At 69.7% G+C, this 6,244-nt stretch carries 5 protein-coding genes; 2 read left to right on the top strand and 3 right to left on the bottom strand.

Translation table 11 applies throughout. The features are described 5' to 3' along the window. Window positions 1-19: 19 nt before the first annotated feature. The 3 genes from NS2_RS15630 to NS2_RS15640 form a co-directional block, all read right to left on the bottom strand. The gene (locus NS2_RS15630; protein WP_147207194.1) at window positions 20-1,045 is read right to left on the bottom strand and encodes an XdhC family protein; all 1,026 of its coding nucleotides are present in this window, start codon (window positions 1,043-1,045) and stop codon (window positions 20-22) included. A 13-nt stretch (window positions 1,046-1,058) separates the two neighbouring features. Continuing rightward, the gene (locus tag NS2_RS15635; RefSeq protein ID WP_033088151.1) at window positions 1,059-1,796 is read right to left on the bottom strand and encodes a nucleotidyltransferase family protein; all 738 of its coding nucleotides are present in this window, start codon (window positions 1,794-1,796) and stop codon (window positions 1,059-1,061) included. Window positions 1,797-1,894: 98 nt separating this feature from the next. Then, window positions 1,895-4,651: a tetratricopeptide repeat protein gene (locus NS2_RS15640; RefSeq protein ID WP_036548017.1), complete on the bottom strand. Its 2,757-nt coding sequence runs from the start codon at window positions 4,649-4,651 to the stop codon at window positions 1,895-1,897. Window positions 4,652-4,868: 217 nt separating this feature from the next. On the opposite strand from NS2_RS15640, the gene NS2_RS15645 reads away from it, so the two are divergent. Both NS2_RS15645 and NS2_RS15650 read left to right on the top strand, forming a co-directional pair. Next, complete coding sequence (locus NS2_RS15645) at window positions 4,869-5,291, top strand: hypothetical protein (RefSeq protein ID WP_033088153.1); 423 nt, start codon at window positions 4,869-4,871, stop codon at window positions 5,289-5,291. A 388-nt stretch (window positions 5,292-5,679) separates the two neighbouring features. After that, on the top strand, window positions 5,680-6,244 hold a 565-nt coding region (locus NS2_RS15650), incomplete at its 3' end, for a 2OG-Fe dioxygenase family protein (RefSeq protein ID WP_036548020.1).

A 6,244-nucleotide genomic window follows, 5' to 3' on the forward strand; every position in this document is an offset into this window, starting at 1 on the left:
GGCTCAGCGGTTCTCGGCCTCAGCGCACGAGTTGCACGTGCCGCTTCCCCCTGCCCGGCGAGGTGGACAGCGGCTCGGCCGAGGTCCCGTTGCGCACCGCCAGCAGTTCGGCGGCGATGGCGACGGCGGTCTCGGCCGGGGTGCGCGCGCCCACGTCCAGACCGGCGGGGGAGTGCAGGCGGGCCAGCGTGTCGTCGGTGAAGCCGCCCGCCTGCAGGGCCTCCAGCCGATGCGCGTGTGACGCCGGGGTACCCAGGGCTGCCAGGTAACCCAGCTCGGGTAGTCGCAAAGCCACTGTGAGCAAGGGGATTTCGAACTTCGGGTCGTGCGAGAGCACCACCATCGCGGTATTCGAATCGATCGCGCCCGCCGAGGCCTGGGTGTTCAGGTAGCGGTGCGGCCAGTCCACCACGACCTCGCAGCCCGGGTAGGCCGCGGCATTGGCGAAGGTGGGGCGCGCGTCCACGATGGTGATCCGGTAGCCGAGCAGCTTGGCCTGGGTGGCCAGCGCGCCCGCGAAGGTATTGGCCCCCACCAGGATCAGATGCGGTGGGCGCGCGAAGGAGGACACGAACACGTCCGAATCCGGCAGCGACACCAGCTCGGTGCCGTGCTTGCGGTCGGTGATCAGATGCTGCCCGATCACGTCCGGGTCCGAATGCCACACCACCGTGAACACGGTGACCTGCCGCTGCGCGGCGATATCGGCTGCCACATCCGGGAATTCGGGAAAATGCCGGCGCGAGAACGGTTCGGTGAACACGTCCAGGGTGCCGACGCAGTCCATCTGCGCGTCCAGTCCGCTGCCCGGCCCGAACCGCTGCAACCCGCGCCGCCCGGTGCGTGCCGATTCCATCGCGGCCTCGTAGGCGGCCGCCTCCGCGCAGCCCGCCGAGATCGAGCCGAAGGCCCGCCCGTCGGCATCCACCACCATGGCCGAACCCACCGGCACCGACGTAGCCCCCTGTGTCCGAACGAGAGTGGCCAGACCTCCGGTCCGCCCGCTGTGCCATACCCGAAGAAGGTCCTCGATGATTTCCCGCATCACACGCTCCCGCTCACCGTGCGCCGCCCGCCGGATAATCCCGATCGATCCCCGTAGCGAGGTCGTCGCACGTGACGCACACCATATCCGCTCGTTGTCGTAAATAAGTGCCCGCCCCCGAATTTCCCGCCGCGCTCGCGCACGCACCCGCCCAGTGCGCCCGCCCCAGCACCACCGGGTGCCCCGGCACACCCCCGAAAACTGCCCGCGCCAACCTGCTCTCACTTACCTGCGCGGCCGCGATCACCCGGGCCACCACCGCGCCGCCGACATCGGGGGTATCCACCGGCATGATCGCCGCGTACCCGGCCGGACCATCGTCAACTTTCCCCGGGCCGGAATTCCCGGTGGCAATATTCCCCGCCGGGATGGTCCGCGCCGCAAGTGATGAATCCGCTGTGCGACCGGCGAACTCCCGGCCCGCCGCACTCAGCCGCGGGGTCGCCGCCGCGGCCAATCCGGCCCGCATGGAAGCGCTCACCCCGATCTTCCAGTCCGCCGCCCAGACCGGATGCACCCCCGGCGGCAACGGAATGCCGGAGGTTTGCGACACCAGCCACGCACCCGCCGCGGTCCGGTGCGCGGGCCCGGTTGCCCCGAGTACCACGAAGATTCGCGAACACCCGCCGGCGCGCAGCGCCTCCACCGCCGACCGCAGCCAGACGCCGTCCTCGGCCAGCACTTTCGGCATGCCATAGCGCCGACCGGCACCGGCCGCGAGCAGAATGCCGTCGCAGCGTTCGGGGTTCACGCGAGCAGGGTAATCCCGCCCGCGAGGGTTCGCTGATCAAGCGACCGAAAGGGTGTCTGACCCGGCCGCCCGGTGCACTCTCCGGCCGGGCCGCGGGGTCAGCAGTCGAAACCGAGGCGGCGCAGGTCTTCCTGGACCCGGTCGGGGAGGGTGACGGATTCGCGGCGGCAGCGGTCCAGGGCCTGGGTCAGCTCCGCGCGGACCTGGTCGGCGAGTTTGATGCCCATGCCCTCATAGAGGAGCAGGGATTTGTGCAGCAGGTCGCAGGGCCGCCAGTGCGCGCCGCCGGAGCGGATGGCGATATAGGCGAGGGCGCGCAGCACGTCGGCCTCGCCGTGCGGGTCGCGGGTGCGGCGGGTGATCTCGAGCGAGTCGGCGTAGTACTCCTGGGCGGCGTCCAGGTCGCCCGCGTCGCGTTCGAGATGGCCGAGGCCGCGCAGGCAGTCCGCGCGCAGCAGGTGGTCGCCGATCTCGGTGCCGATGCGGTAGGCCTCGTCCAATTGACCTCGGGCCGTGGCGAACCGGCCGGATTCGCGGGAGACGCTGCCCAGGCCCCACAGCGACCAGCCCAGGCTGTAGCGGTCGCCGATCTCGCTCGCGATGGTCAGGGCATCGAGGTAGCAGCGGTGCGCGATGGCGCGGTCGCCGCCGGTGCGCTCCATGTGGCCCAGGCCGCGCAGCGCGTCGCCCTCGAATTTCGGGTTCTCCAATTGCCGCGCCATGCCCAGCACATCGGAGTACGCGCTCCGGGCGCGGTCGTAATCGCCGATGGTCCTGACGACCTCGGCGAAACCCCACAGCGAGGCCGCGATGAGCCGGGAATCGCCCAGCGCGGTGGCAATGTCGTGGGCCTCCTGGAAGGCCGTGGAGGCGGTCTCGTACCGGCACGCCCGGCGGTACAGGGTGCCCAGTTCGAAGTAGATGTCGCAGCAGGTGAGCCGATCACCGCCCTCCTTGGCGATGTCCAAGGCGCGGAACAACAATCCCTCCGCGTCGGAGAGGTGACCCAGCTCGGACAGGTGCGCGCCGAGCAGCCGCGCCAGCTCACCGGTGTCGGGGTCGGTGCCGGTGACGCTGACACAGCCCAGCAGCAGCTCGCGTTCGCGATTGAGCCAGTCCCGGGCCCGCTCCGTCGCGCCGGTCGGGTCGGGCGCGGGCGGGGCCGAGAAGCCGCCCACCGCCTCGTACGGTCGCTGCACTCCGGCCTGCCGCGCCACCAGCAGGCACTGCCGCACCAGCCGGCCGACCGCTGCCGGATGCTCGGTGGGCGGATCCTCGGCATCGGCCTTCACCCGTGCGAAAAGCCTTGTCACATCGTGGATTCGGTAACGCTGCCCGGTCGGGCCGCCCTCGGCCGGATCCAGCAGCCCCACCTCGAATATCTGCCGGATCAGCCCGAACGCCTGCGCCTGCGGCACATCCACCATGGGAGCCAGGGTCTCGGCGGTGATCTCGGTGCCGGGAAACCAGCCCAGCAGCCGAACCGCCCGCCGCAGCACCGGATCCGGCAGCCGCTGATACGACAGCTCGAAGGCCGCGCTCAGCGTCTCGCCCTCCGCGGAGAACAGATCCAGGGCGCGCTCGGGCAGGGAGTCCTCGGCGCCGTCGCCCGGCCCCGCCCGCATCCGGTCGGCCAGCTTGGTGAACTCGGCCGCCGCCGTGCCCAGCAGATCCGGACCCTGGTAGGCGATCTGGCCCGCGATCAATCGGATCGCCAGTGGCAGCCCGCCCGCCGTCCGCAGCACCAGCCGGGCCGCGTCCACATCGTAATTCGTTGGCAGATGGCCCAATTCGACCAGCAGTTGCTCCGCCTCGGCCGGTCCCATGGCGTCCAGTTGCAGCGGCATCGCGCCGGTCAGTCCGGTCAGCTTGTGGCGGCTGGTGATGAGCACGAAGCCGTCCCGCGCCTCCGGCAGCAGCGCCCGCACCTGTTTGGAATCGAGGGCATTGTCGAGCACGACCAGCGAGCGCCGATCCCGCATCTCGAGCCGCCAGCGCGCGGCCCGGCGGGAAGTGTCGTTCTCGATGGTCTCCGGCGCGACACCGATCTTCAGCAGCACCTGTTCGAGCACCCCCGCCGGCTCGCGGGCCTTGCGGCCGTCGGTGTGACCGTGCAGGTCCTCCCAGATCACCCCGTCCGGATACCGGTCCTCGAAGGTCTCCACCAGCCAGCGCGCCAGCGCCGTCTTCCCCACGCCCGCAAGCCCGTTGACCACGTGCACGCGCGGGCCGCCCGCGGACAGATGCGCCTCGACCCGCTCCCGCAGCATCCGCTGCTGTTCGCTGCGGCCGACGAAAGGCACCAGCCCGCTGGGGAATCCAGTGTCCGAGGCCGCGGGCAGCGCCGTGGTCCGCCGGGACACGACGGCCCGGTAGGCGGCCACCTCCGTCCCCGGCATGTGCGCCAGATCCGCGGTATCCACCAGTTGATCCCAACTGGTCCGGTAGATGGCGGCCAGATTCTTCAGCACCTCCAGCGTCGGCCGCGGATGCGCCCGGGCCCTCGACCCTTCGGCGGCCGCGCCGCGCGGCCCGGGCCACGACTCGTACTCCGAGATCCGCGCCGCCTTCATCGGCGCACTGGCCTTCCCGGTGAGCCGATTGAATTCGTCCGCCACCTGCTGCTGGATGAACTCGTTCGCCAGCCGCCAGGCCCGCCGCGGCCGACACCCCCGATACCGCAACTCCGCCACCAGCGGCTCCAGAAGTTCGTTCTCCCGCAACCCGATCCCGAGTAGAATCCTGCGCAGTTCCTTGCGCGCCTCCGCGCCCACCACATCGGTGTCCCCGTTCCTGGAGACGGTGCTCTTCTGTGAGACGGTGCTCTTCTGCGAGACGGTGCTCTTCTGTGACACGATGCGCCTCCAGACCCCGGCGTCAGCCACGGATCCCTCCCCCACGGTTGTGAATATTTCCTTGGTACCGCGCCCGTTTCGGCTGTTCAAGGACTCGTGACATGCCAAGAATCCACGAAAAACGCTGGGATCGAATGCCGCCCGCCCGCCCGCGATCATTGGTTCATCAACCAACACGGACACGGGGGACGGGTCCGCGTCAGTAAGGATCGAATCAATGGCTGTCACTGATTCCCAATGGCTCTTCACCAGCGACGTGGTACGCGAGGTCGCATTCCGGATCGATGTCCCGGAACAGCACCGAGGCCGCTGGGTCCTCTCCTACCTGCCGACGTATCGCCGGCTTTCCAAGGAGGAGGCCTTCGCCGGCCTGGTCCTCGCCGAAATGATCTTCATCGGCCTGCTCCGCCCCGGCGGCGAATTCGACACCGAGGTAGCCGCCCTCCACGCCGGCATGATCGGCCTCACCGTCACCGACGCCATGTGCCTGCTCGCCCTGCGCGAGGCCCGCCGCGACCGCGAGCCCCGCCCCGACGAGGAGGACGAATCTACCGGCTCCCGGCACCGTTCCCTCGGCCGCTGCCACCCCACCACCCCGACCCGAGAGCCGAAACGGCCCGGGCGGGAATCGATTCGATGACCACCGACGATCGCTGACGAACCGGAGGGGAGTTCGCCGGCACACCCGAGAACGGATGGGGGAGGGCGGTTACCCGGTCGAAACAGGTGCGGAGATCGCCGCAATCTCGGTGCAATTCGACCGCAATTCGACACTTCTAGAGTCGACGAGGCCGTGCCCGACAGCGGGCGCGGCCTCGGCGTGTCCGTGCAACGTCGCGCGCAAGCCGGGCGATGGAATCGCCGACGGCGTTAGCTGCTTCCTAGCTGCGCAGGCGCTACGCTGAGCCGCGTCCGCGGGTTATCGGCTCGAAACGGGCCTCGTCACCGGAGGTGTCGACATTCTCGACCACCAGGATTGGGTCATCGAGCGCACCGAGCCGCGGCACCGGGCGGACGGCTACTGGCTGATGACGGGAGCCGATCTGGGCGTCACGGCGGCCGAACACGCCATCCTGGCCGCCGCCTTCCGCGACGACACCCGGCCCGACGCCTGGATGCCGCCGGGCGAGGACTACCGGCACCGGGCCTACCAATGCTTCGAACTGTCAATCCCCCGTGTCGATCTGCGGATCGTGGCGGACCCGCCGCCGTATTGGCAGTCGACGGAGGTGAATCCGCTGCTGGGCGGCATAGCACGCCGCTTCCACCTGATTCCGGAAGCTCATCCGGCCACCGCCGTGGTCGCGAAGATCGTGGACGGCGTGACCCGTTCGCTCCTGTCGGCCCGCGTGCTGGACCCCCGGCGCAACCCGAGCTGTCTGGTCGATGCCCACTACATTCGCATCCTGGCCCCCGGCAGGCCCGCGCCCGAGGGCATACACCGCGACGGCCTGCTGGCGGGTTCTGCCCACCTGGTGGGCCGCGAGAACATCACCGGCGGGGTCTCCGAGGTCTTCGACGGTGAAACGCGAGACCTGTTGCACCGCTTCATACTTGATGATCCGCTCGATTCCTATGTCTTCGACGACGAAC

The sequence above is a fragment of the Nocardia seriolae NBRC 15557 genome, from assembly GCF_007990715.1.
GTDB lineage: Bacteria > Actinomycetota > Actinomycetes > Mycobacteriales > Mycobacteriaceae > Nocardia > Nocardia seriolae.